Raw genomic sequence first — 22,448 nt, forward strand, 5'->3', positions numbered from 1 at the left:
ATATCAAAAAAGATAATTTGAAAAAAATCTAGATTTTTCACACATAGCTATGTTTGTTGATACAAGTGAAACGCCTTTTATAAGTTTACAAAATCTATGTTTCTATGTGTTAAAATATTCCATAAAGCAGATTAAATTTAGAATGTAATCTTTAAACGACCGCCTTATTCAATTTTTTATTTACAGCTTTTACTGGCATTTTTTTCTTTGTTTTTTTCTTCTTTTTTAGCCAGATAATAAATCCAGTAATTGGCAGACTTGCAGCAATCAAACTTGCTAAAAAAGCTATGATTTTGCCAAATAAGCCAAAAAATCTTCCTGTATGAATATCATAATTGGACGCTTCTATAGTATCGGCAGCATTAAAATCTTGGTATAATTTGTAACGAAGCATTTGTCCTGTTTTAGGATCAAAATAAAATGTATTTTGTTTTCGCGACCAATTATAAGGATAAAGCATTCGTAATCTTATTTCTTTCTCCTTTTTTATTGAAAATGTTACAGTGTTTGCACCTGGATATTTCTGATTTGCCGTTTTGTAGATTCGGTCGTAACGCACTGCCAAAGATTCTTTCTGTGGAACGGTTTCAGATTTTACTTTTATTCCTTCACTAAGTTCTGTTCCTGTTACAAAAGCAGCAGCGCTTTTTACTTCTTTAAAAGCAAAAAATAAACCTGTAAATACAATTACAATCAAAAAAAAGGAAGCATAAAATCCTAATACATTGTGCAAATCATAATTAACTCGTTTAAAAGTACCGCTCCATTTAATGCTCAAAGATTGTTTTAAAGATCTCATTTGTTTCGGAAACCATAAAATTAATCCGGTAATAAGCATCAATGCAAAAATTACCACAGCCCAGCGTTGAATAAAACCTCCCGCTTCGCCCAAAAGCAGTTCTGTATGAAGCTTTCTTACAACAGTCAGCCAATCTTGTTTTTCATTGCCGATCAAAGCAGCGTCATAAGGATTAAAATAAAAAGTTTTCTTTTTTGTAGAAAGTTCTACAGCTGCATTTGGAACTTTTTTATTGACTTTGATAGAAGTAATTTTGTTCTTTGGAAATTCCTTCTGAAAACTGCTGACAATTTTTTCAAGTCCAGCAAAAGGCTTTTCCTGAATTGGAACAAATAATTTTTCTTCTTTTGAAAAACTTCTTATTTCTTCTTCAAAAACATAAATACAGCCGGTAATGCTAATGATGAAAACAATAATTCCGGTTGCTAATCCAAGCCATAAATGAATTTGGCGAGCTGTATTTTTAATTTGTTTTGAAATCATAAAGAAAAAGATGTATTCCTAGAACTGAATTCGTAGGTGTTGTGGGCAAATATAACTGTATTTTAGAAATAGTCCAAATAATAATAAGACCTTTCAAATTGTAAAGGTTAGTGTATTGTACACGTTTATTTTAAGGATTTTTTTAGAAAAAATAACCTACTTCAGTTGATATTTTCAAATTTATATTGTTCTTTTGCGCTTTAATTTAGAATAAGTATAAATAAGAATAATATGAAAATAGCATTACATTTAGTTTCCTCTTTTATAAAAACATCCAGTTTTAGAAGAAATACAGTAATTATGCTTTTGTTTACTGTCTTTAATTTTGGATTTCTTCAGGCGCAAACTGCTTCATCGGGACAAATTTCTGGAAGTGTAATTACCAATGAAGGAAATGCTGGTCAGGGTGTATTAGTAAAACTGGTTGAAATTAATAAAACGGCAGTGACCAACTCAGCGGGCCATTATGAGTTTAAAAAAGTTCCCTTCGGAAAATATACTTTAGAAGTTACCATGCCGGGTTATGAGTCTTCTTTAGAAACTGTCGAAATTACAGATCAGGCACCGTCAGTTTCTATTGATATCAAAGTAAATTCATCGATTGAAAATTTAGATGATGTAGTTATTAGAACTGGAGGAAACAGATTTGCAAAAAAAGAAAGTATTGATGTTGCTAAAATGCCTTTGAAGAACATCGAAAACTCACAGGTTTATATTGTGGTCAGCAAAGAATTAATGAAGGAACAGGTTGTGACAGATTACAACAGTGCTTTTAAAAATGTTCCGGGAGCAGGTATCGCAGAGGTTAGAAACCAAGGCCGTACCACTTCAATTTCAAGAGGGTTCCCTACACCACAAGTAGTTAGAAACGGTGTTGGAAGTTTTACATACACTACAATTGACCCTTCAAATTTAGAGCGTATTGAGGTAATCAAAGGACCATCTGCAACTCTTTTTGGAAGCACATTATCATCATTTGGCGGATTGTTTAACCGTGTTACCAAAAAGCCTTTTGATACTTTTAAAGGTGAAGTTTCCTATTCAGCAGCAAGCTGGGACCTTAACCGATTAACTTTTGATGTGAATACACCATTAAATCAAGACAAAACCGCGTTATTGAGAATTAATACCGCACTGCACAGTGAAAGAAGTTTTCAAGACGCTGGTTTCAATAAAAACTTTTCTTTTGCGCCAAGTTTCTCCTACGAAATCAATGATCGATTAACGCTGTTGATCGATGCAGAATTTAGTATGTACAAAGCAACTTCGCCAACCAGACTTGCTCCTTTTGTAGTGGCTAACACACAAAGCAGCATTGAGGCGCTTAATATTCCGTATAAATTATCTTTTGCTAATAATACGATCAATTATACGAGCCAGCAATACAATATTTTTGCACAGTTAAAATATAAAATTTCTGATGAATGGACTTCTCAAACTATTTTGTCAAGAACAAGATCTTCGTCTGAGGGTTATGTAGTGGCTTTGCAAATGAGATCGGCTACAACATTAAGACAACAGGTAACCAACCAAGATTCACCATTTTATGGAACCGATATTCAACAAAATTTTATTGGAAAATTTAATATCGGCAAACTTAAAAATAGAGTAGTGGCTGGTGTAGATTTTTACAGTCTGCGTGCTACAAGAAATGATGCTACAGTTAATATGCCAGCAATGGATTATAAGAAGCCAGGTGCAGCTTATGATAACTTTACGCTCCAAAAAGTGGAACCAATGTTTGCCACTGCTACTTTTGCAAACTTTGTATCAAACGATGAAGATACGTATAGCGCTTATGTTTCGGATGTTTTAAATGTAACCGAGAAATTATTAGTAATGGGCGGTGTTCGTATTGATAAATATGAGAATCATGGTACGTATTATCCTAGCAAGGATTCTATTGCAGGAAATTACAATCAGACTGCAGTGTCTCCAAAATTTGGAGTGGTTTATCAAATCGTAAAAGATAAAGTTGCTGCTTTTGGTAATTATATGAATGGTTTCAGCAATGTTTCTGGTTCTGATTTCAATGGGAACACTTTCAAACCAAATCAAGCCAATCAATGGGAAGGTGGTTTTAAATTTGATCTTAATAAAATTTCGGCAACACTTAGTTATTATGATATTGCTGTGACCAACATAACACGTGATGATCCAGATCATCTTAATTATACAATTCAGGACGGAACGCAGGTAAGTAAAGGTTTTGAAGCCGAATTTATTGCCAATCCAATTTCAGGATTAAATATTGTCGCAGGTTATACCTATAACGATAGTAAATATGAAAAGAGCAACGCCAGTGTTCAAGGTTTAAGACCAACTACTGCGGGATCTCCTACAACAGCTAACTTATGGGCAAGTTATAGACTCGTTACAGGTCGTGCACAAGGTTTAGGAATTGGTTTTGGAGGTATTTACGGAAGCGAATATTATCAGACAAATACAACGACTTTCAAATTCTCAATTCCGTCGTATACAGTTTTGGATGCTTCTCTTTTTTACGATCAGCCAAAATACAGAATCGGTTTAAAGGTTGATAACTTGACAAATGAAAAATATTGGTCATACAGGCTTGCTGCACAAAATCCAACGCGTGTAACAGCAAATGTGACGTTTAAATTTTAGATCTTTTTTAGATTTACATAAAAAGGGATTATTTCATGCTAAATGAAATAATCCCTTTTATTTTATGCATTTTGATGAAGTTTATTTTACGAAACAAATCACTCAAAACTTTTTCTTAAATCTATAATCGTCTGGTTGGGTACGTCAAGATTGACAAAGCCTCTTCGTGGTCGGTCTAAATCCATTGTAAATAATACAACCAGCGATACTAATAGGCAAAAACCAATCTGAACTAACCAATCAATTCTGCCATTTCGGCCTTCTGAATAACCACTGTAAAATGCTGTTATAATCGAAAGGAAAAACAACATTGCCAAAATACTCTGCGGTACTTTTGCTTTTTCTCCGGCGAGGCGAGAAGTAGCGACATCAATCATGGCATTTAATGCGGGTATCATTTGTTGTGTTGCGGCGAGATTATTAGGATCTTTAGAAAGATTTGTTGCTCTTTTCCAAAGTTTAGCAGAGATTATCTGCGATAAACTGTCGGCTTTTAAAATTCCTTTTGTATCTGCTCCTGTTTCATAATACGATATTCTGACCTCGACATATTCTTTAAAATCTTTTCGGAATTGTGTTCTTGTTGAATCAGGATATAAATCACTTCTTAATATGGCTGTACCAATGTCATTTGCCTCTTCTACAACAATTTTTCTTCGTGAGTCATAACGTTCACTGCTCATGCCAAAAGTAAATGCCAATAAGAAAAAAAGCAGCGCAATAAGTGACGAAGTTTCGGCAGATTTTTCTTTTGCAGGTCTTTTGTTCCGAATATAATTTCCGATTTTTTTTCCTGCAAAGCATGAAATAATCATTAATATAAAAAGTATTAGAGAAATTACCCAAGCTTCAGTCTGAATTAGTGTATTTGTTTCCATATAATTGATTTCAATATTATGAAGTATTTTTATATTAAATTCAACATAAAGATATTCTTTTTACTGCTATTTTTGTTCGGAGTTTTTAACATTTTTAAAAATAATCCAACATTATCAGGTACTTAAACGGAAAAATTATACGATTTGACTTAACTATGAAGATTTTCGCTCAACTATAAGCTGATTTTTATAGATTTGTAAAATCAATGCATTCCAAAAATAAGTTGAGAAACAATTATAAAATCTAAAGACAATGAAATCTGTTACTTCAATATTTTTATTTTTAATGTTTGTCTGGTCAAGTTCTTACGCGCAATTAAGTTCAGATAAAATATTCGAAAGTTTTAAGCAGGGAGAACGAACAAACTGCTCATCGATTGCTTTTATTAAAGCTTCTTTGAATATTTATGGACTAGACAACCTTTTTGTTACTGAAAAAATAGATGACAACCTTCAAAAAATAACTTTGAAAAATAATGAGTCATTTAATTTAAATAATGAAGAAATAGGCAAAGCTAAAATATCTGCCGATTTTGTTTGTATCAAAGATAATTGCGAAAACGAAAAAATTATAGAATACGCAATATTGACCTACGCCGTAATGGCAAAATACAAACAGATTATTGATAAAGAAGCTACTTTTGATAAGGCCTTAGAGGATTTAGAAAGCGGTGAAGTCTATACGCCAACGATCTACAAATATTTAGGGTTCCAAAAAGGCAAACAAATCGAAAAATTAAAAAGAGAATCAGGAAGTGAATTTTGCGGTGTTGTGGCATGGTCAACAGCACATGCCGTATTTGTTTGCGAAGACTATATGGATTATTACGGCAACAAAAAAAGTATCTGGATTAAATATCCCGGCCGTTTTAGAATAATCAAGTCTTAGTGATTTTATTCTGATCATTTTCAATATTAAATGCAATAAATTACTTACAAGAACTGTAAAATGAAAAAATAATTGCAAAAAATAAATCAATAAAGTTGCAATTTAAGTTAATTTATATATTTTTGTTTCCATCCAATTAACCAAATCTACTAACAAATGAAGAGCAAGATTTTCTTACTAAGTTTCCTTTGCTTCATGGCAACTGTAGCTGTATCAGCACAGGCAAAAAATGCTCCAAGAAGTATTATCAGTACAACAGCCTTAATCCGTAAATACCATGATCAAAAAGAATTGAGTGGTATGCAAAAAGGAGAGCTTTTAGAATTGTACATTGAGCGTATTAAAGTATTGGTAAAAACATTGCCTTACATTGCTTTGGTTACTAAACCAGGGGTTACTATGGCAGATTTAGGTATTCCAGACGATAATGAGCACAAAAAAGTATTAGATGGTCAAGCGTTAGGAACTACAACTTTCTTAGATACTACAGTAGAGTTTCAAAGAAAGATGATGCCTTATTCTGATAAAGGAAATCTAATTGCTGCAATTTTATTCTACGAAAGCACATTAAAATCTTTACATGAGTTCAACGATTTGAACGAAATGTAATAGAATACAATAACAAACAAAAAACTCCAAAGTCATTTGATTTTGGAGTTTTTTTATTTCTTATAGTTGTTAAGCGTTGCCTTTTAATAAATTAATGCTGACAGTCGCGGTATCGGCATCTGGAAATCTTCTAAAAAATGATTTATCGGGAAATAATCCAGCCTCAGCTGCAATTTTATTGAAAACATCTATTTCGACAATATATTGGTCAGAAAATCCATGAGTGGCATCGTAAGCTGTCGCAGGAGTCTTTCCTAAATTGCTGGCTGTTAATTTCGGATTTATAGTGTGCAGTTCAATTAATAGAAGACCAAATTTGCGTACATATGGCGACCATTTTTGCAAATGTTCCAATAAATTATCTTCGACAAGATTGTTGCTTATTCTTTTTCCTCTAAACGCAAATGCGCCGGTTGAGCTGCTTATTCTGTCTTTATTGATGTGTTTAGGATCTTCCCAAATTCGATTATGATCTAAAAATGTCCGTACGTTCAGCAAATCTCTCAGGTCAATATTGTAATTTTCTTTTAAGTCATCTGAAAGTAGATCCGGACGTCCAATATCGCCCCAAATTACCTTTGCCCAAATATCAGCTTTTATAAGATTTGCTCTGGTTACTTTTAATGCGGCCTGATTATAGTCGGCTCCAACCAAAAATAATGGATATTTGTCAAGCATTTTTCCTCTTAAAGTCTGCCTGTCAATTACTTCGAAAATATGCTGCAGAAAAGCACCATTTCCACAGCCCATATCAAGTATTCCTTTTGGCTGTTCTTCAATTGGCAGATTAAAAAGTTTCACTATGATTTCATCGACAATCTTAAAATAAGTGTCGTGCGCACCGCCGCTTCCCCAAACATTCATTTCACGATCGACATGAATTTCGTTTTCGCCTTCAGTTATCATTCGTAAAACAGCTGGATCTCCAAAAATCAATTCTTCAATTTTGGCAAATGTCGGCAAATAGGATACTGTAACACCGTAAGCGCTTGCTCTTTTTGCAAAAAATAATCCCATTTCTGTAAATTGATAATTGCCTTTTTTTTCGGTAAACCATCCCAAATGAGCGAAAAAATCTAATATTTTTTTGAAATTTTCAGGCGACTTATGAAATTCTTCGGGTTTAAAAGAGGTTTCCATAAAATACTTATGAAACATTCCTTTCATAGCCAAACGTACTATTGTCGGGCCAATTAAATAGCCTTCTATATGCTTTAAAATCTGTTCTTGTATACTATTTGTCAGAGAATCGTCAGAGGGCAGAATATCATAATTCTTTTTATATTTCTCGAAGATTAAATCGAGTTTTTCAAATGGAGCATCTTCAAAAAGACGTGGATGAAACTGTCCTGAAAACTGAAGCAAATCGACAACATCTTCATACAAATGAAACATTGAAAAGGCAATTTCAGTCTTTTTATTTACAGAAATGGTGATTTCTTGACTGCTGTTGTCAACTTCATAATCTAAAAAACCTTGCGAAGCCAAAATTCTCAAACCAATATTCAAATAACCTTCATTTGCTTTAAAGGCATTTACAAGTTCTGTAAGCTTCATTTGCTTTTTATCCAAAATAAACGCTAAAACGGAATTGTTTTTCAATGCAATTGCGACTGGCGCAGTGGCTAAACCATCAAGATGTCTAAAAATGGAACTTCGGAATTGTGATGTGTCGTTCATAAAAAAAGAGTGATGGTTTGTTAAAAAATAGCTTTTTTTAACTTGGGGTATGGCTGTTATTGTAATTTTCTAATTTTAAAATTTGCTCTTAAGAGCTTGAATTTTTATTTAAGAAATTTGTATTACTATAAAGATAATTTATTTTTTTCTAATTTTTGATACTCAATCTGCTGGATATGATTTTAATCTGGTTAAGATTTAAAAATACTAAATCGCTAATTCTGCTATAATGAATAATTAAAACTTTGTTGCATATTATAATATGAAACATAATTTGGGTTCAAGAAGCAATTTAAAATTGATTTGAGACAATAACTTTGATATTCTTATGATGTTTAACCATTTAAACAAATTTATATGAAAAGAATAGTTTATCTCTTTTTTCTGTATTTAGCTCTAATCGGCTGTAAAAAAGAAACGGAAAACACAAAGTATACAGACAGGACCATTGACTCAGTTTCGGATTATGAATTTGTAGGCGGATATCCTACAGAAGCTACGATTAAAAAAGCATATGATGATGCCGATTTAGCACGAGCGATCCAAGCTTACAAATTTTTCTATCCAACGGTTTCGGGCGAGGGGCTTGTTAAAGGAAATGACAGTATTAAAATTGTACCTAATAAATCATTTGGGACTTTAGATACCAAACCTGGACAAATTGGTTTTACATTAAATTCTGATACACCTTATGGACCAATTCCAATAGATTTGTCTAAAGGACCAATGATAATAGATATTCCAAAAGGCCCTCTGATTGTGGTTGCTATGGATGTAAATCAGCGCTGGGTTGCTGATATGGGTATTCCGGGACCTGATGCAGGAAATGGCGGAAAGCATCTTCTTCTTCCTCCAAACTATAAAGGTTCGGTTCCAGTTTCTGGTTACCATGTTTGGAAATCTTCTTCAAATAATCTAACGGTAGGTATACGATCGCTTCCTGTAGGCGGTGATGTTAAAGCGGCAATGGAACGAATTAAAACAATAAAAGTGTATCCGTTAAATAAGCCATCTGACTGGAAAGAGCCAGCTTGGATAGAACTTACAGATAAGCCGCAAAACACTACACCTGTGGCGTGGGAAACTAATATAAAATATTGGGAAAATTTAAATGATGTAATTCAGAGAGAACCAGCGTATGATGGATATCGAAATTATTATGGAGAACTTGCGGTTTTAGGGATTAAAAAAGGACAACCTTTTAAACCCGATGCAAGATTAAAAGCAATCCTTCAAAAAGCGGCTAAAATAGCCAATGCTCAAATGCGAGTACAATCATTTGCAGATCGTCGTCCAGATCGCGTTGTTTGGAAAGACCGTCAATGGGAATGGGTTGCATTAAGATTTGAAGATGGAGATTTCAATACAGCTGATTATGTAGATTTAGATGGACGCGAGACATGGTTTTATCAGGCGATTGGAGCATCTCCTTCAATGTTTAGAAGAAAAGAAGGCGGAGGCTCTTTATATTGGCTTGGACTTAAAGATAATAACGGAAAATATGTTGATGGAGGCAAGACCTATAAATTAACAGTGCCTACACCAGTTCCGGCTAAGCTTTTTTGGTCAATAACCATTTATGATGCACAAACCAGAAGTCAGGTTATTACAGATCAGAATAAAGCGGCACTTCGTTCTTTATTTGAATTGAAAGACAAAATAGGAGGGCAGAGTGTAGATTTATATTTTGGGCCAAAAGCACCTGAGGGAAAAGAAGGACAATGGATCAAAACGTTGCCTAACAGGGGATGGTTTGCTTACATTCGAATTTATGGACCAGAAGCTGGAGCATTTAACGGAAGCTGGAAACCCGGCGATTTTGAAGAAGTGAAATAGTAATTTGAATTATGGAAAAGACTATTAAATAGTCTTTAAAAAAGATATAAAAAACGCTAAACTATTTGGTTTAGCGTTTTTTTATAAATGCCCTTTTGCACTAAAAAGGGCATGAGGAAATTTGAATAAATACTGTTTCAAAAAATACAATCTATCCCCTAAAATTTCAATTCATTATTATATCTTTATCCACTACTATGGATAAAGTTATAGAAATTCTTGGCGCAATTTTCGGTTTTTTAGCCGTTTATTTTACAATCAGACAAAATATTTGGTGTTGGTTTTTTGGGTTAATTCAGGTGATGTTATATTGCTTTGTTTTCTATACATCAAAATTATATTCCGATATGATTTTGCATATTATTTATATATTTCTGCAGGTATTCGGCTGGTACAGTTGGAAGTATGGTGGTGCTAATAAAGATACATTGCGTATTACGTTGCTGACAAAAAGAATTCTTTGGATTGGTTTAACGGTTTTTATTTCAATATTGGTGGGATATTTTATGGATACAAGAACCGATGCATCTTGTCCTTATATCGATGCTTTTATAATGGTCGCAAGCCTTGTCGCTCAATATTTGATGATCATCAAAGTATTAGAGTCTTGGTTTTTTTGGATCGCTGTTGATGTGGTTGCCATTGGTGTATATGCCTATAAAGAGTTATATTTTACATCAGTATTGTACGTGCTTTTTTTGATTATGGCAATATTTGGCTATTTCGAATGGAAAAAAGCATATAATCAAAAATTAATTTATGAGAGTTAAGCATACAGTTGGATTGACATTAGGAAAATTTGCCCCTTTCCATAAAGGACATCAGCTATTAATAGAAACTGCTATTAACGAAGTTGATGAATTGATAGTACTGGTTTATGATGATCCTATAATCAATATTCCTTTATCCATACGAGCTGGCTGGATACGTGAAATTTATCCAAAAATTACAGTTATTGAAGGTGTAAATTCACCTAACGACAGCGGGTATACAGCTGAGATAATGAAAATTCAGGAAGATTATGTCTTGAAAATTTTGGACGGACGTACAGTTTCTCATTTTTATTCTAGTGAACCATATGGTGAACATATGAGTATTGCGTTGAAAGCAATGAACAGACAGGTGGATATTAGTCGGCATACGGTTCCAATATCAGCTACGAAAATTAGAAATGATTCCTTTACGAACAAGGAATTTGTTCATCCTAAGGTTTATCGAGATTTAATTACGAAAGTGGTATTGCTTGGTGCGCCATCAACTGGCAAAACGACTTTGGCAGAAAAATTAGCCGTCCATTTTGATACCCAATGGATGCCTGAATATGGAAGAGAATATTGGGAAAATCATCAAATAAATAAAAGGCTTACCTTAGAAGATCTTTTAAAAATAGCGGAAACACATATTGAAAGAGAAGATGCTTTGGTATTGAAATCCAATCAGTTTTTATTCTCTGATACGAATGCTATTACTACTTATTTGTTTTCGCTAGATTATCATGGAAAAGCGCTTCCCGCCTTGGAAGATTTAGCTAAAACAGCCGAAAGCAGACACGATATTATTTTTGTATGTGATACTGATATTCCTTATGATGATACTTGGGATCGATCTGGCGATGTGAAAAGAAAAGAATTTCAGGAAAAAATAATTGACGACTTAAATACCAGAAATCTTAAATATTATATGCTTAGGGGCACCGTTGAAGAAAGAATTGATCAAGTGTCAAAAGTGCTATCTGCTAAAGAAAACAGTAAATTTAATCTAACTTAGAAATAAAATATAACTATGTCTGATCTAATAAATAAAACAATGGGATTTTTTAAGAAAGTTCCAGAATCACCTACAAATCCTCAAGAAACGCATAAAACGGCCAAATTTCAAATAGAAGATCTTTATTCAAGCGACACAGCTCAAAATGAAGCTAGTGACGCTGTTACTTTGGATGAAAAGCTGCGTCAAGCGTATTTTTGGATCACTAATACCGCCGTTATCAGTCCGTATTATGATATAGAATTCAATGATGATGATCCTAAAAAGTTTTTATTTGGAGACAGCAAAGTGCCTGTTTATTTGCCGACAGATCAAAGTTATTCCAGTTTTGTGTTAATGCCTTTATTGAATCTAGCAGCACGAGGCAAATGTCTTATTGTCGGCGGACCAGGACGCGGAAAAACGGCAACCTCTGTACTGATGGGTTTGTTGGCGGGATATGATAAAAAGGACGTAATGCGTGCCATTCAGCATGGTCAGCCACAAATGACAATTTCAGATTTGTTAGGTCATCCATTACCTTCAGATATGGTTAAGGCTGAAAAAACTTCAGACATCAGAATTGCTTGGCGAAAATGGCTCGGAATGCGAGTGAAAATCATTGATGAATACAACCGAATTCCTACCAGAACACAATCGGCATTATTAACGGTTTTGGCCGATAATTATGCCGAAATCTTCGATCAGATTTATGAATGTCCGGAAGGCGCATGGTATTTGACTGCCAATGATGATGCGGGCGGAGGAACTTATCAAGTAATTGAAGCTTTAAAAGACAGGATCGATATTGTGATTAGAGCGATGCATTTTAATACAAGATTTATTGACGATTTATTGCAGCGCATAGAACTCAACTTCAAGCCAGAATCCATAATTCCAGAGGAAATTATTTTTACTGAAGAAGAGCTGAATACGATAAACAAACAGATTAGAGGTATACAGATAGAGCCTGAATTGCGTAAACGCATCGAGTTTTTTTGCCGTCAATTTGAGTTTTTTGAACCTGCATCGAATCGATTGGAATATATGACGAAAGACACTGCAAAATTGTCGGGTATAGACATGCGTTCTCTTTTTAGAAAAGAAACAGGAAAAGATCCGATTAAAGATTTAGGTTCGCAGGCAAAAAACGGTTTATCGGTTAGAAAAATAATGACTTTATTGATGTTTTCTAAGTCGCTGGCTTATTTTAGAGGTAACAAAAAAGTTGAATTAGAAGATGTAAGACAAGTTTTGCCGTTCGTTTTGCATGATAGTTTAACGCCTCATTTAGAATCGCCATTTTTTGACCAAGCGGGCAACGAGGTATATAGAGTCGACAGAATTGTTTGGTTGCGACAACTGTTTGATTTGTCTTGCGATGAATATGTCAGCCAGGATTTAGACAGAAATGATCCAGTTGATGACTTTGAAACAGAATTTAAAAAAGGACTCGAAAATATATCTTCAAAAGAAATTGATAATCGACTTTTAAATATTGAAAAACAGCTTCAGATATGGTCGCAAGAGAAGAAGTTGTATGGATATAGGGCAGATGATATTTTAAAACTGAAATACTTGCATCAGCGTTATACAAACTACAAAAGATGGCTGCAATGGAAAAAATAAGTTTCCCGCCACTTATTGCTGAATTAAGCGATAACAGCACATTATACAATCAATGGTACAATGAAAGTGAAATGAAATTTGGCAATTTAGATGCTCACATTATTGCCAGTTGGATGGTAGAAGTTGTTGAACCTATTGTCAAAGCTATCGCAGCTTTGGATACTGCTTCAGAAAAAATTCATGAAGTTGTAAAAGCACTTTATTTGGAATCCTTGAAACTCATTGGAAGCGGTATGGCAATTCGTTATAAAGACGAATACAAAGAAGCCTGGTTATTATTGGCCAAAATGCCAAATTTAGCGATAAAATTTCCGATAAAAACCATCGCATTGCTGCATGATGTTCTTTTAAACCTTGAGGTGCATGTGCCAGAGAAAACTATTCAATGGTGTAAACTTGTGGAGAGCAGCAGTACCGAAATTAAAACGATAGAAGATTTTAAAATTGTAGGACGTATTTATGCTTGGAAATGCGGTTTGGCACATTTGAGAATTCGTTTGAAAGCTGATTTTGAAACGCTTTCTGAAAGTCTGCAGGAAAACATTATCAAAGCTATCGGTTCGACTAAAAATGCAACTCAATTTTTTGAAAATCCGTGGGCAAATAATAATACAAAATTTGAAGGAGTTCAAGGCGGTTTTAAAGGTATGACTGGATTTTTTGAAAATCCGCCAGTATTAGCGCAAATAGGAGAATATATATTTGCAACCGATTCAAAAAGCAGTTATGCGTTATTTGCGGATCAATTTGGAAAAGTTTTAATTCCCGCTGTAGCTGTTGACACAACAGAGATTTCATTAAATTCTAAACGAATTACAAGCTTAGAAAAATGGCTTGGAAAAGAGCGTAATGAAATAGATACAACTGCAATTTCATCTGTTGTAGCAACGCCAGATACGTTGGTTTTTACTTTACAGAATTCCTATTTTATATATTTATACAGTCTTGGAAATGCATAATCAATCCAAAATAGAAGAAACGCTCGCAGTATGGAAATCGCATTGGCAACAGGCAAAGTTGGAATGGAATCCTATGTTGCGTTTGCAAGAACCTATTTGGTGTTTATCGAATGAAGACGCTTACAAAGAAGGGCTTACAGGCAGTTTTGCAATGATTCGATTAACAGATCATCGCATCGTGATTAATTTAGAAGAAATTGTCGAACGTAATATTACGGATTACTCTCTTGAAGTGCTGGCACATGAAATTGGGCATCATATTTTTACGCCTGCGAATTTATACGACAATGCTATTTTATTGAACCGAATTCGTTTTGGACTGCCGAGTATTGAGGATAGAGCGCCAATGGTGTCTAATTTATACGCTGATTTTTTAATAAACGATAAATTACAGCGCATCAATAAATTAAGAATGTCAGAGGTTTACAAAGCGATTAATACAGAGGATAGTTTTTCTGAATTTTGGACGCTGATGATGCGTACTTATGAATATTTGTGGCGTTTAAATAGGGGAGAATTGGCAACAAAAATGTCTCTTCATAGCAAAAAAATAGATTCTGATGCATCGTTATTAGCCTCTTTGATAAGAAGTTATTCGAAAAATTGGATTCATGGCGGAGGCCGTTTTGCCGTGATGGTATATCCTTATTTGATGGATGACAAAAAGTTTCAAGACGCCCGCAAAAAGATCTTAGTACTACTAGATGCTGAAGATGCAGGAAAGGGTGCTATGGATATTTCTGGTTTGACTAAACTTGATTTAGAAGGCTACGATGAGATTATTGACATGCGAAAAGAAGCCATAGACTTAAAAGAGGAAAATGGCGATAAAAATAAAAAGGAAAGTTTAGGTTTTGAAAAGAATGATTTAGGAGGACACGGCCCAAGAGAAGGTTATATGGGACCGGGAAGTTATATTGATTTGATGAAACAGGTCAACCCAAATGCAGATGAACAGCGTTTGATCAATGCCTATTACAAAGAAATTGCTTTACCGCATTTGATTGATTTTCCAGTAGAAATTTCTGAAAATGTATCGTTGGATTTACCAGAAGGCTTGGAAACCTGGGATATTGGCGATGCTATTGAAGAAGTAGATTGGCTTCAGTCTGCTATTTTATCTCCAGAACTTATTCCGGGATTAACGACGCAAAAGAGAACATATGGTTCAGATTCTGATAATTCTATTTCAAAAAATCCGTTAAATGTTTACCTCGGTATCGATTGTTCAGGTTCGATGGGAAATCCGAGACATAACTTTTCCTGGCTAATTTTGGCGGCCACAATTATCGGATTATCAGCTTTGCGTGCCGGAGCTTCTGTGATGGGATGTCTTTCTGGTGAGCCCGGAAGTTATTTGGAAACAGATGGTTTTATTACAGATGAAACCGATTTGCTGACCACTTTAACTTCTTATTTAGGAACTGGTTATGCCTACGGAATTGAACGATTACGAAAACCGTTTGAAGTAAAACCAGATAAAAGATCACATATTGTCATTGTTACGGATAACGATATTTTCAGTATGCTGGATGCTGATACGGGAACAGAACAAACAAATTGGGAACTAGCCGAAATTGCATTAAAAAATGCGGGCGGACACGGAACAATGGTCTTACATTCTCCGCCTGATTATCATAAAGATTTAGTACTTCGATTGGAAAAAATGGGATGGAATGTTTATTATGTTACAAATGAAGCAGAACTTTTAAAGTTCGCATCAGAGTTTTCACAACAAAATTATGCTTATGTCTAAATATGATGTTTTTGAACTGGTTACACATTTAAGAAAATGTCCAGATTCTTATTTAAAACCGTCTGATTTTTTTGAAGAGGCAGGACTAAATTCGATTGCCTTGATTTCTGATACCTACAGGATTGTAAGCAATAATTTTTTGAAAAAGGATTTTAAAAATCCAACAGACTTCGACTTAAAACTGATTGATGATAATCATTGGCGGGCAATTCATATTTCGACTTGGCTGTTAAGTCATCAAGATTTCGTAAATAATCCTCAAATAGAAAATAAATTATATCAATTTTGGTTTGAAGAACTGCTTAAGGCTACTGTATATGTAAAATATAATGAATGGATTTCTGATGACGAACGTGCGGAAGAAATGGTGCGATTGCTATTGTATTGCTGTGAAATTATACCTTACGGAGAAGATCATAATGAGGCAGCAGATAAATTATCTTCCATAAACAGTGAAGAGCGATATAGAGTTTTAAAAGAATCGTATGAAGCGCATGAACGAATCATGAAAATTCAAAGAGAAATGGCCGAACAAAAAGCCCGTGAAGCGGCAAATGTTTATGGGCGCGAGTAATGGACCACAAATAGCATTAACCGACAAGGAACGTTTCCCGTTGCTTGATGATTTAAGTTTTTTAAATGAACTTAGACAAGATGTTTTTGCGCCAAAATTCAATTTTAAAAGTGGCGATCGATTAGATGCAGAACAACTTTTAAGAGTGGAGGCTTACAAGAAGAAATTTTATGAAAACAAAATATTCTGGAATGAAGACCAAACTCCAAATTGGCTGAAAGACTATTTTGATTGGTGTTTTAAAACGGTTCCATTTTATCAGAATAAAGGAAATGACTTCGATGTTTTTCCAACTACTTCAAGAGAAGATATTAGAAATTTTCCTTATTTATTTGTTTCAAATGAAGCAAATTTAGAGGAACTTTTGGTCTATCATACTTCCGGATCTACGGGGTCAAAATTAGATGTTCTTTTTGATTCGGTGTCGCAAGCAAGCTGGCTTCCGCAAATAGAATCTGTTCTTGCGGCGTTTAACATTTCTATTACGAAAAGCAACAATACAACTGCAATTGCTCTAATCTGTGCGCAAGAAAAAACGTTGACCTACGCATCTTTATCAACTTATTTAGAAGGCGCCGGCATTTTAAAAATAAACCTAAATCCATCTGATTGGAATCATCCGGATGATACTTTAAAATACCTTGAAAAATACAATCCAGAAATTCTGACTGGCGACCCAATAGCATTTACGGCATTATTAGATTTAAAACCGCAATTAAATCCCAAGGCTTTGATATCTTCAGCTATGAAGTTAACAAAAGGAACTAAAAACAAATTAGAAGACTATTTTAAATGTCCGATTATTGATCTTTATTCAATGACAGAATGCAGAAATATTGCCTTTGCAACTGAAATTGGGCATAAAGTTATTCGGCCCGATTTATTTTTAGAAATTTTTGATGAACATGAAGATATAAAACTTCCAAATGGCGAAAGGGGTGAATTAGTTGTGACCGGAGGCAGTAATCCATTTCTTCCTCTAATTCGTTATAGGACTGGTGATTTTTGCAGTTTAAAAATAGAAAATGGTGTTCCGTTTTTAATTGATTTAGAAGCACGAAATCCAGTAGTTTTTGTTACAAAATCTGATATAAAAATCAATAATATCGATATTTCCAATCGTTTATCTGAGCTTCCTTTGGCTGGTTTTAAAATGCATCAAAGAGAAGATAAGCTAATTCAGTTTGTTGGCTATTCTAATGAAATTACATCGAAAGAAATTGTTGATGCATTGAATATAATTTTCAAAAACGATATTGAAATCGATGCAGAAATTCAAAAAATAGCTCAAAATAATGCGGTAGAAAAATCCAAGTATTCTTCAGATTTGACAGACATTTAGGGCTTTTGATTTTTGATACAGATTAAGTTATGAAAGTTTTAGATCCCATTTATCCTTTTTCCGAGTTAAAATAAAACTCCATATTTGTTGCTGAATATTGGTGTAGACATAAACTTCAACCTTATTTTTATTGATGATTTTGTATTGAAGATAATACAGTTTTTTGTCTTTATTATGCTCTTTATCAAAAGTGTATTTGTCGATGTTGCCAATAAAAGCATTTTGAAAAGACTTGGTGTTTCTTATTTTACCGGTTATAATTACTTTATTGTTAACCAGATATAAAGCGTCTATTGATTTGTCGATATCAAGAATCGGTTTTTTTCTTTCTTCGATTTGCTCTATTTTTTGTTCGTAAGAAGTTTTGAATGAAATCTCAGGACAATCGTTATGAAAAGAATATTTTGAAACATAAATAGTATCCGTTTTTTCTTCCATTTTTGCAATTTCAGAAATAACAGCAGAAAATAATTTTTTAGGATTCGCTAATTGTACTTGCTCTGGAATAAATATTTCTGTTGTCATAAAAATGTTGTATGCCATAAGCGGTGCCATGATTAGGATAAATAAAATGTAATATCCTATCTTAAGACTTTTTTCATTCCTTTTATTTTTGTTTTGGAGATAGGTTTGAAATGCTTTAAACAACATAATTTATTTTTTCACATGAGGTTTTATACTAAAGAGTACAATTTAACAAAAAAGGTTGGGAGTGAAGATATATTTATTTTAATGAAAAAGGGATTCCCTTTTTTAATTCAAAAATATTTTCACATCTTTCCAACCTTTTTACATTTTAGGGCATCTTTATAAATAAGAAAAGCATCAGTTTTCCAAATCCACTTTTAATGTCCCAAATTACGCTGTAAAACATATGATAAAGAAAATACTATTCCTATTCATTTTCCTTCCGTTTGCTGTGCTTTCGCAAAATTCCCAAACATTGCGTCAACAAGCTGAAACATATTATAATAATGGTGATTTCTTAAAATCGTATGAAACTTACAATAAGATTAAGGATAAAGAAACTCTCGAAACTACAAATGTTAATTTGTACAAATCACATTTAGAAAATATAATGCAATATCATTTTGTTAAGAAAACGAAGTTAAATGATTCTTTATACAAAGTGTATATCAAAACGAGTGTATTAAAATCGCAAGGCGTTTATAATGAGAAATCTAAAAAATATACTTTAGCGCCAGTTTATGATTCGATTCCTTTTCATGAACGATATTTCAAATATAAAAGTGTTTATAAAAACAATAAACAGGCATTTGTAAATATTGAGACAGGAAAAGTTATTATTCCTTTAGGCTATCACTCCTCTGAGATTTATGGAGATTACGTTTTGACAGCTGAAAATACTAGATATGATTATTTTTCATATGATACTAGTATAAGCGTTTTTGATTTAAATGGAAATTTATTATTTAAAGATCTAAATACTTTTAATACGTTTTATCCAAATTATATATCTACTAAAAACACGAATAATAAGTATCGGGTATTTGATGCAAACACCAAAAAGATAATTTTTGATGATATTGACCAATTTTTTAGCCCAAGCGGACCTACATACGAAAATGGAATTGAGTATAATAATACATGGCTTCCATTTCGTAAAAACGGCCAATATTATCTCTATAAAATCATAGCAAATGAATTTATAGACACACATAAATTTGATAATTATATACCGTTATATTATAAGAACAACTATTTTGACAATGCAATTACAAGTCTTATAAATACTAAAGACAATGCGCCATTTGTAACAGATACAATTCGTAAGTTGTCTTTCTTCAGCTATTATACAATAGTAAAAAAAGACAATAAATATGGCATTTTCAACATTTCAAAAGATAAATATTATAAAGAACCAGTTTATGATTCAATCAATAAACTTGGAAATACTTTTTATAATGGAAAGTGGATTAATCTGATTTATGATGAAGAAATCTGTGAGCCGGAATCTGATAGATTTGAAGCAATTGTTTTTAAGAAAAACAGTCAATTTGGATTGATGAATTTAAGTGGTAAAATTCTCGTTGAAGCCAGTTTTGATGAAATCAGATATTTGTCGAATGGTATTTTTACGCTGAGAAAAGGGCAAAAATGGGGTTTTACTGGTGTTCAAAAAGGAGATGCATTTATAGCGCCACAGTTTGACTACATTGATCTTTTAGGTGGTTATTTTGAAATTATTGCCTGTTATAAAAACAAAAAAATAACCAAGTTTTTAAGAAATGGCGAAAAACCAGATGTTAAAGTCCAAAACGATATAAAAAACAAAAACTATGTAAGTTTTGAACAGTCGATTACGATTACAAATATCAATGATTATGCAAGAGTAAATGACTTTGACAGGAGTGTATTTGAGAAAAATGGGAAGTTTGGTTTAGATGATATTTATTATAAAGAAGTTTTGCCTCCTACATACAGTAAAATCCAATTTGCTAAAAATAATACATTTATTGCTTCACAAGGTTCAAAAGCTGGTTTAATCGATCGCAATGGAAAAGAAGTTATTCCGGTTCAATATGCCAAAATCGAATATAAAGATCCTTATTCTGATGTGTTTTTTGTAACATCTGATAATGGATTGCAAAGTATTTTTAATTCTAAAGGAATACAGCTTTATCCGGCTACTATTAAAGAAGTTACAATTGAGTATTTTGATTTTAAAACAAAAACTGATTATGTTTTTGTTACAGAACTTTCACCTGAAACTGAAATGAACAATTCTGGCAAAAAAGAGAAATCCTATATAAAAGCCGCTCTAAAAATTAAAGACGACAAAGTTGAAAAATTGAAAGGAGACTCTTTTGAATTTGTAGACTCTAATTATATACGAGCTCATACTTATCAGGGAGGAAAAGTAGTTTTTTATAACGTGAAAAACGGAAAAATTATAGATGATATTCGTGGTTTTAATATTATTAACGATTATGCTAATGATAGATTTTTTGCTACCAGAGTTAATCAATTTGATACCGTAGTTGATAGTTTCGGTAATGAAACAACTTTAGAATACCCTTTATATGAAATAAAAAACGACATTTATTTTTTTAAAGATGAGAATAAAATAGGGGTAATGAACAAAAATCTGCAAGCCACTAATTTTAGATATCCTGTTTTAAAAATTTTTGAGGGTTCTTCTTACTTCAGATTTAATTCAAACACCGCTTCAAAAAAAGACGGCATAATAAATTTTGACGGTAAAATAATTATTGAACCAGAAATTTATGATGAAATTCAATTGAAGTATTTTCCAGACATGTATAAATACCAAAATAGTTATTTTGAACAAAACCAGTATTTAAAACAATATAATAGTGATTTGTTTGCTTGTACAAAATATGGGAAAGAAAATAAAACGGTGCAAATTATTTCAAGCCAAAAAGAAATTATTGCAACGTTTGAGGTAAAGAATAATGGGAATTGGAATTTTAGCGCTAATAATGGCGCAATCATTATAAGAAGTACCGATTCAATAAATGTTTATGATCTAAAAACTAAAAAAATATTTTGGAAGATAAGAGCAAATCAATTTCATGACGACAAAGATTTTGGATATACTGCAGCCTATATTGATGCTAGCGCGACTAAAAATAAATATGAAAAATACGATTGTAATGGCCAATTTATTTTTGACACTATTGTAGATACGAAACAGCAATATTCTGGAAGCTTTAATGAAAATTATATTTTAAAAAGAAATAATAAGTACGGCGTCGTTAACTCTAAAGGAAAAGCCGGAATTCCATTTGTATATGATTCTTTAGAATCTAAAAACGGGAAAATATTTATCAGTAAAAAAGATAATGTATTTGGAATTATTAATGAAGATAATCAGTTAGTTACAGATAGTAAGTACGACGATATTCAAACGGTAGAAGTAAAAGATTTGTATGCTCCCACTTTAACAATGTTTTCGGCATATAAAGTAAGAGAAAAAAATAAATTCGGACTTTTTGATTCTACTTCAAAAATGATTTTGCCACCTGTATTTGATAATATTAAATTGTATCAAAGTTTTATCATCAGCAAAAAAGATTCTTTGATTAATGTTTACGATCATAAGGGAAATCCGTTTTTTTCTGCAGTGCTAGATAGTGTTACGGTCAATTCTAATTATAATTCTTACAGGCTGTATAAAAATGGCAAAGAGCTATATAGAGATTACAACGGAGTTATAACAGACAAAAACCCATACATAAGTTGGGATGATCAGCTTAAAATGGCTAATTCAAAGGAAACAGGAGGAAAATATTATCTTGCAAAAAACGATATCATACTTTATAAAACGCCGGTTGTCAGTTTCAAACAAGTTGAGTACAATAGAGATTTTATCGGAGAATATTTTGAACACTTATTAATTCAAGACGAAAATAATCTTTACGGCTTGTATACAAAAGACTTAAAACAGATACTGCCTTTTCAATATGAGGAAATTACTATACAAATCAATGAAGATTATTATGTAGTAAAAAAAGGAGGAAGATATGGAGCGGTAAATTCACAAAATCAAATAGTGATTCCGTTTAAGTACGATAGTGTTTATTTTAATAGAGGAATATTTTATTGTACAAACAACAAGAAAACTAGCCATATAACACCTCAGACTAATTTATAGT

The 22,448-nt window shown here is 32.9% G+C and carries 16 protein-coding genes; 12 read left to right on the forward strand and 4 right to left on the reverse strand.

What is annotated here, in order from left to right; all coding sequences use genetic code 11:
• Nucleotides 1–151: 151 nt before the first annotated feature.
• Nucleotides 152–1,282: a PepSY-associated TM helix domain-containing protein gene (locus tag GKZ88_RS13375; RefSeq protein ID WP_155102870.1), complete on the reverse strand. Its 1,131-nt coding sequence runs from the start codon at nucleotides 1,280–1,282 to the stop codon at nucleotides 152–154.
• A 231-nt stretch (nucleotides 1,283–1,513) separates the two neighbouring features.
• On the opposite strand from GKZ88_RS13375, the gene GKZ88_RS13380 reads away from it, so the two are divergent.
• Nucleotides 1,514–3,910 (forward strand): TonB-dependent receptor, encoded by a 2,397-nt coding sequence (locus GKZ88_RS13380; protein ID WP_230392521.1) that lies wholly within the window; start codon nucleotides 1,514–1,516, stop codon nucleotides 3,908–3,910.
• A 98-nt stretch (nucleotides 3,911–4,008) separates the two neighbouring features.
• Here the strand turns inward: GKZ88_RS13380 and GKZ88_RS13385 are convergent, their stop codons facing one another.
• Entirely contained in the window at nucleotides 4,009–4,788 is a 780-nt protein-coding gene (locus GKZ88_RS13385) for a DUF4239 domain-containing protein (RefSeq protein ID WP_155102871.1), read from the reverse strand.
• 253 nt (nucleotides 4,789–5,041) lie between these two features.
• On the opposite strand from GKZ88_RS13385, the gene GKZ88_RS13390 reads away from it, so the two are divergent.
• Both GKZ88_RS13390 and GKZ88_RS13395 read left to right on the forward strand, forming a co-directional pair.
• The gene (locus tag GKZ88_RS13390) at nucleotides 5,042–5,677 is read left to right on the forward strand and encodes a hypothetical protein (protein ID WP_155102872.1); all 636 of its coding nucleotides are present in this window, start codon (nucleotides 5,042–5,044) and stop codon (nucleotides 5,675–5,677) included.
• A 156-nt stretch (nucleotides 5,678–5,833) separates the two neighbouring features.
• Nucleotides 5,834–6,286 (forward strand): hypothetical protein, encoded by a 453-nt coding sequence (locus GKZ88_RS13395; protein WP_155102873.1) that lies wholly within the window; start codon nucleotides 5,834–5,836, stop codon nucleotides 6,284–6,286.
• A 69-nt stretch (nucleotides 6,287–6,355) separates the two neighbouring features.
• Here the strand turns inward: GKZ88_RS13395 and GKZ88_RS13400 are convergent, their stop codons facing one another.
• Entirely contained in the window at nucleotides 6,356–7,966 is a 1,611-nt protein-coding gene (locus GKZ88_RS13400; RefSeq protein WP_155102874.1) for a class I SAM-dependent methyltransferase, read from the reverse strand.
• A gap of 357 nt (nucleotides 7,967–8,323) precedes the next feature.
• Between GKZ88_RS13400 and GKZ88_RS13405 the strand changes: the two genes are divergently transcribed.
• The 8 genes from GKZ88_RS13405 to GKZ88_RS13440 all read left to right on the forward strand — a co-directional run bounded on the left by GKZ88_RS13405 (nucleotide 8,324) and on the right by GKZ88_RS13440 (nucleotide 17,808).
• Entirely contained in the window at nucleotides 8,324–9,802 is a 1,479-nt protein-coding gene (locus GKZ88_RS13405; protein ID WP_155102875.1) for a DUF1254 domain-containing protein, read from the forward strand.
• Nucleotides 9,803–9,999: 197 nt separating this feature from the next.
• Nucleotides 10,000–10,572, forward strand: coding sequence for a nicotinamide riboside transporter PnuC (gene pnuC, locus GKZ88_RS13410; RefSeq protein WP_155102876.1), 573 nt, complete (start codon nucleotides 10,000–10,002; stop codon nucleotides 10,570–10,572).
• Nucleotides 10,562–11,569 (forward strand): AAA family ATPase, encoded by a 1,008-nt coding sequence (locus tag GKZ88_RS13415; protein WP_155102877.1) that lies wholly within the window; start codon nucleotides 10,562–10,564, stop codon nucleotides 11,567–11,569. Before pnuC ends, GKZ88_RS13415 begins: the two co-directional genes overlap by 11 nt.
• A gap of 15 nt (nucleotides 11,570–11,584) precedes the next feature.
• Nucleotides 11,585–13,177 (forward strand): AAA family ATPase, encoded by a 1,593-nt coding sequence (locus GKZ88_RS13420; protein WP_230392522.1) that lies wholly within the window; start codon nucleotides 11,585–11,587, stop codon nucleotides 13,175–13,177.
• A complete protein-coding gene (locus tag GKZ88_RS13425) occupies nucleotides 13,165–14,136 on the forward strand; it encodes a hypothetical protein (RefSeq protein ID WP_155102878.1) in 972 nt (323 codons plus the stop codon). Before GKZ88_RS13420 ends, GKZ88_RS13425 begins: the two co-directional genes overlap by 13 nt.
• Nucleotides 14,129–15,892 (forward strand): hypothetical protein, encoded by a 1,764-nt coding sequence (locus GKZ88_RS13430; RefSeq protein ID WP_155102879.1) that lies wholly within the window; start codon nucleotides 14,129–14,131, stop codon nucleotides 15,890–15,892. The genes GKZ88_RS13425 and GKZ88_RS13430 overlap by 8 nt, the downstream gene beginning before the upstream one ends.
• Nucleotides 15,885–16,466 (forward strand): hypothetical protein, encoded by a 582-nt coding sequence (locus tag GKZ88_RS13435; RefSeq protein ID WP_155102880.1) that lies wholly within the window; start codon nucleotides 15,885–15,887, stop codon nucleotides 16,464–16,466. The genes GKZ88_RS13430 and GKZ88_RS13435 overlap by 8 nt, the downstream gene beginning before the upstream one ends.
• Entirely contained in the window at nucleotides 16,453–17,808 is a 1,356-nt protein-coding gene (locus GKZ88_RS13440) for an AMP-binding protein (RefSeq protein ID WP_196216480.1), read from the forward strand. The genes GKZ88_RS13435 and GKZ88_RS13440 overlap by 14 nt, the downstream gene beginning before the upstream one ends.
• 27 nt (nucleotides 17,809–17,835) lie before the next feature.
• On the opposite strand, the gene GKZ88_RS13445 is transcribed toward GKZ88_RS13440, so the two are convergent.
• Nucleotides 17,836–18,333: a hypothetical protein gene (locus GKZ88_RS13445; RefSeq protein ID WP_155102882.1), complete on the reverse strand. Its 498-nt coding sequence runs from the start codon at nucleotides 18,331–18,333 to the stop codon at nucleotides 17,836–17,838.
• Between the two features lie 349 nt (nucleotides 18,334–18,682).
• Between GKZ88_RS13445 and GKZ88_RS13450 the strand changes: the two genes are divergently transcribed.
• The gene (locus GKZ88_RS13450; protein WP_155102883.1) at nucleotides 18,683–22,447 is read left to right on the forward strand and encodes a WG repeat-containing protein; all 3,765 of its coding nucleotides are present in this window, start codon (nucleotides 18,683–18,685) and stop codon (nucleotides 22,445–22,447) included.
• Nucleotide 22,448: the final 1 nt, after the last annotated feature.

This window comes from Flavobacterium sp. LC2016-01, from assembly GCF_009711135.1.
Taxonomy (GTDB): Bacteria; Bacteroidota; Bacteroidia; order Flavobacteriales; family Flavobacteriaceae; genus Flavobacterium.

Bases quoted from the DNA above. Each gene is read 5' to 3' on its own strand.
- GKZ88_RS13375 (WP_155102870.1), bottom strand. From the start codon at position 1,282: ATGATTTCAAAACAAATTAAAAATACAGCTCGCCAAATTCATTTATGG.
- GKZ88_RS13380 (WP_230392521.1), top strand. From the start codon at position 1,514: ATGAAAATAGCATTACATTTAGTTTCCTCTTTTATAAAAACATCCAGT.
- GKZ88_RS13385 (WP_155102871.1), bottom strand. From the start codon at position 4,788: ATGGAAACAAATACACTAATTCAGACTGAAGCTTGGGTAATTTCTCTA.
- GKZ88_RS13390 (WP_155102872.1), top strand. From the start codon at position 5,042: ATGAAATCTGTTACTTCAATATTTTTATTTTTAATGTTTGTCTGGTCA.
- GKZ88_RS13395 (WP_155102873.1), top strand. From the start codon at position 5,834: ATGAAGAGCAAGATTTTCTTACTAAGTTTCCTTTGCTTCATGGCAACT.
- GKZ88_RS13400 (WP_155102874.1), bottom strand. From the start codon at position 7,966: ATGAACGACACATCACAATTCCGAAGTTCCATTTTTAGACATCTTGAT.
- GKZ88_RS13405 (WP_155102875.1), top strand. From the start codon at position 8,324: ATGAAAAGAATAGTTTATCTCTTTTTTCTGTATTTAGCTCTAATCGGC.
- pnuC (WP_155102876.1), top strand. From the start codon at position 10,000: ATGGATAAAGTTATAGAAATTCTTGGCGCAATTTTCGGTTTTTTAGCC.
- GKZ88_RS13415 (WP_155102877.1), top strand. From the start codon at position 10,562: ATGAGAGTTAAGCATACAGTTGGATTGACATTAGGAAAATTTGCCCCT.
- GKZ88_RS13420 (WP_230392522.1), top strand. From the start codon at position 11,585: ATGTCTGATCTAATAAATAAAACAATGGGATTTTTTAAGAAAGTTCCA.
- GKZ88_RS13425 (WP_155102878.1), top strand. From the start codon at position 13,165: ATGGAAAAAATAAGTTTCCCGCCACTTATTGCTGAATTAAGCGATAAC.
- GKZ88_RS13430 (WP_155102879.1), top strand. From the start codon at position 14,129: ATGCATAATCAATCCAAAATAGAAGAAACGCTCGCAGTATGGAAATCG.
- GKZ88_RS13435 (WP_155102880.1), top strand. From the start codon at position 15,885: ATGTCTAAATATGATGTTTTTGAACTGGTTACACATTTAAGAAAATGT.
- GKZ88_RS13440 (WP_196216480.1), top strand. From the start codon at position 16,453: ATGGGCGCGAGTAATGGACCACAAATAGCATTAACCGACAAGGAACGT.
- GKZ88_RS13445 (WP_155102882.1), bottom strand. From the start codon at position 18,333: ATGACAACAGAAATATTTATTCCAGAGCAAGTACAATTAGCGAATCCT.
- GKZ88_RS13450 (WP_155102883.1), top strand. From the start codon at position 18,683: ATGATAAAGAAAATACTATTCCTATTCATTTTCCTTCCGTTTGCTGTG.